The sequence below is a fragment of the Phenylobacterium sp. genome, from assembly GCF_030698145.1.
GTDB lineage: Bacteria > Pseudomonadota > Alphaproteobacteria > Caulobacterales > Caulobacteraceae > Phenylobacterium.
On the sequence record NZ_JAUYNW010000010.1, the window covers coordinates 1 to 2,349 of the forward strand.

General features: G+C 67.9%; 3 protein-coding genes, 1 other RNA gene and 1 pseudogene. 3 read left to right on the plus strand and 2 right to left on the minus strand.

Features of this window, described 5'->3' with window-relative positions:
• Both Q8Q77_RS00700 and Q8Q77_RS00705 read left to right on the plus strand, forming a co-directional pair.
• Positions 1 to 338 (plus strand): annotated as a pseudogene (locus tag Q8Q77_RS00700) (prephenate dehydratase); the annotation flags it as partial.
• Positions 339 to 647, plus strand: a complete 309-nt coding sequence (locus Q8Q77_RS00705; protein WP_305580149.1) for a hypothetical protein — start codon at positions 339 to 341, stop codon at positions 645 to 647.
• Between the two features lie 22 nt (positions 648 to 669).
• On the opposite strand, the gene Q8Q77_RS00710 is transcribed toward Q8Q77_RS00705, so the two are convergent.
• Positions 670 to 1,233: a chloramphenicol phosphotransferase CPT family protein gene (locus Q8Q77_RS00710; RefSeq protein WP_305580151.1), complete on the minus strand. Its 564-nt coding sequence runs from the start codon at positions 1,231 to 1,233 to the stop codon at positions 670 to 672.
• A 41-nt stretch (positions 1,234 to 1,274) separates the two neighbouring features.
• A complete protein-coding gene (gene nudC / locus Q8Q77_RS00715) occupies positions 1,275 to 2,201 on the minus strand; it encodes an NAD(+) diphosphatase (protein ID WP_305580153.1) in 927 nt (308 codons plus the stop codon).
• Between the two features lie 61 nt (positions 2,202 to 2,262).
• Between nudC and ffs the strand changes: the two genes are divergently transcribed.
• Positions 2,263 to 2,349: signal recognition particle sRNA small type (gene ffs / locus Q8Q77_RS00720), an RNA gene on the plus strand; the annotation flags it as partial.

A 2,349-nucleotide genomic window follows, 5' to 3' on the forward strand; every position in this document is an offset into this window, starting at 1 on the left:
ACAACACCACCCGCTTCCTGGTGATGACCGCCGACAAGGACCCGGCCCCGCCGCCCTTCACCACGCCTTGCGTGACCAGCTTCGTGTTCCGGGTCCGCAACCTGCCGGCGGCGCTCTACAAGGCCATGGGCGGGTTCGCGACCAACGGGGTCAACATGACCAAGCTGGAGAGCTACATGGAGAACGGCGCCTTCACGGCGACCTTCTTCTACGCCGAGGTCGACGGCCGTCCCGAGGACCGCGGCCTGGCGCTGGCTTTCGAAGAACTGCAGTTCTTCTCCGAGCAGTTCACGGTCATGGGCGTCTATCCGGCCGACCCGTTCCGGTCACGCGGCTAGATGAAGATCATCGCCATCGACGCCGCCGACTGCCCAACGATCAAGGCGTTCACGACGCGGCTCAAGGACGCCATCCAGGCCCTGCCCGGGCACGGCTCCAGCATCCCGGCCTTCGTCGATTCGATGATCTGGGGGACGGGGGTGAGCGACCTCGTGCCGCCCTACACCATCAAGGTCACCGGCAAGCTCGACCGCGAGGTCGGCCGCTTCGCCCGCGAACTCTCGGACGCCCTGGAGGCGGCCCGCACCGACCGCCGCACCCGCAAGGGCGAGGACATCCCGGTGGTGCTGGAGATCGGGCGGCGTTAGCGCTGCATGTTGCTGAAGTTGGTCATAGCCCGAAGGTGTCGCGAATTTTCTCGGCGTTCTCGAGCGGTGTCGCCGCGCTGGCGTCGAGCTCCAGATCGTATGCGACGTCCCGGTGAACCCGATCGTACTGCCAACGCGCCAAGCCTATTTCCCGGTCTCCGCGCTCGCGCTCCCTCGCTTCCAGGACCTCAAGGGGCGCGAAGAGGCCCACAAGACGCAGGGCGTGTCCTGACAGAAGGCGGCGGTATTCGGCGGCTTCGCCCTGTCCGATCATCACGTCATCGACGATGAGGTTGTTGCCCTGCGCCGCCATGGCGGCGATGGCGTGGCGCATTCCCCGCATGGCGCGCTCGAGGACTCGGCCCGTCCTGATGACGACGGAGGGCTTGCCTTGGTCCTGGATGGTTTCGAAGACCAGCCCTTCAGGATGGCCGAACATCGCCGCCGGCATCATCTCGACGAAGGCGTCCATGGCGACGTGCAAGAACGGTTCTGCGGTGACCGCCTGAAGCGCGCGAGCCGTCGAGCTTTTGCCGACGCTGCCGACGCCGTTGATGATGATGACGTGCGGTCGCGACGTTGACATGCGCCCGCTATGGATGATGTCAACGCCCTCGCCAAGAGGCGCTAGTCCTCCTCGGCCCAGGCCTTCAGCAGTTGGTGGGCGATGGCCATCCCGCCGGGGGCGTTGACGCCGTCGCCCTTGCCGGCCAGGACGTCGCGGGCCTCGGCCTTGGTGAACCAGCGGACCTCGGAGAGCTCGGTCTGGTCGGGGGTGGCGTCGTCGTCCTCCACCTGGGCGATCAGGCCGATCATCAGCGAGGACGGATAGGGCCAGGGCTGGGTGGAGTGGTAGCGGACGCTCACCGTCTTCAGGCCCGCCTCCTCGTGCAGTTCGCGGGCGCAGGCCTCCTCGATGCTCTCGCCGGGCTCCAAGAAGCCGGCCAGGGCCGAGAACATGCCCTTGGGCCAGATCTCCTGGCGTCCCAGCATGCAGCGGTCCTTGTGCACCGCCAGCATGATCACCACCGGATCGGTGCGCGGGAAGTGCTCGGCCTTGCAGGCGGCGCAGGCGCGCTTCCACCCGCCTTCCACCACGTCGGTCTGCTCGCCGCAGGCCGAGCAGTGGCGATGGCGCCGGCGCCATTCGAACATCTGCTTGGAGGTGGCCATGATCGCGGCGTCGGTGGGCGGCAGGCGCAGGGCCACGGCGCGCAGGTCCTCGAATCGGCCCAGGCCCGACAGCGGCCCGTCGGCGGGGTCGGCCCCGCCCTCCAGGTCGACGGCGAAGACCGCGGTCTCCTGCCAGAGCCCGAGGAACAGCAGCCGTTCGCCGCCGCCCGACAGCTCCTCGGCCATCTTGGCGGGCAGGTAGGCGATCTGCAGGCCGCCGTCCTTGGCGGTCTCCACGAAGGGCTTGCCGTTCCAGATCGCCACGGCGAGCGATTCGTCGGAGCGGAGCTGTTCGGTCAGCCAGGCGACATCGGTTCGCTTCTCGCTGGCGCGGTTCAGCGGGTTGCCGGCGAAGGTGTTTTGGAAGGCGGAAAGAGGCATGCGCGGAGTTGTAGCTGCGCCAGCGCTTGCGCGCGACCCTCAAGGCCGCGATATAGGGGGTGGAGATCGGCGACGGGCGGACGCCTCGCCAACCCGGTCAGGTCCGGAAGGAAGCAGCCGCAACGAGTTTCGCTCCGGGTCGTCGTTC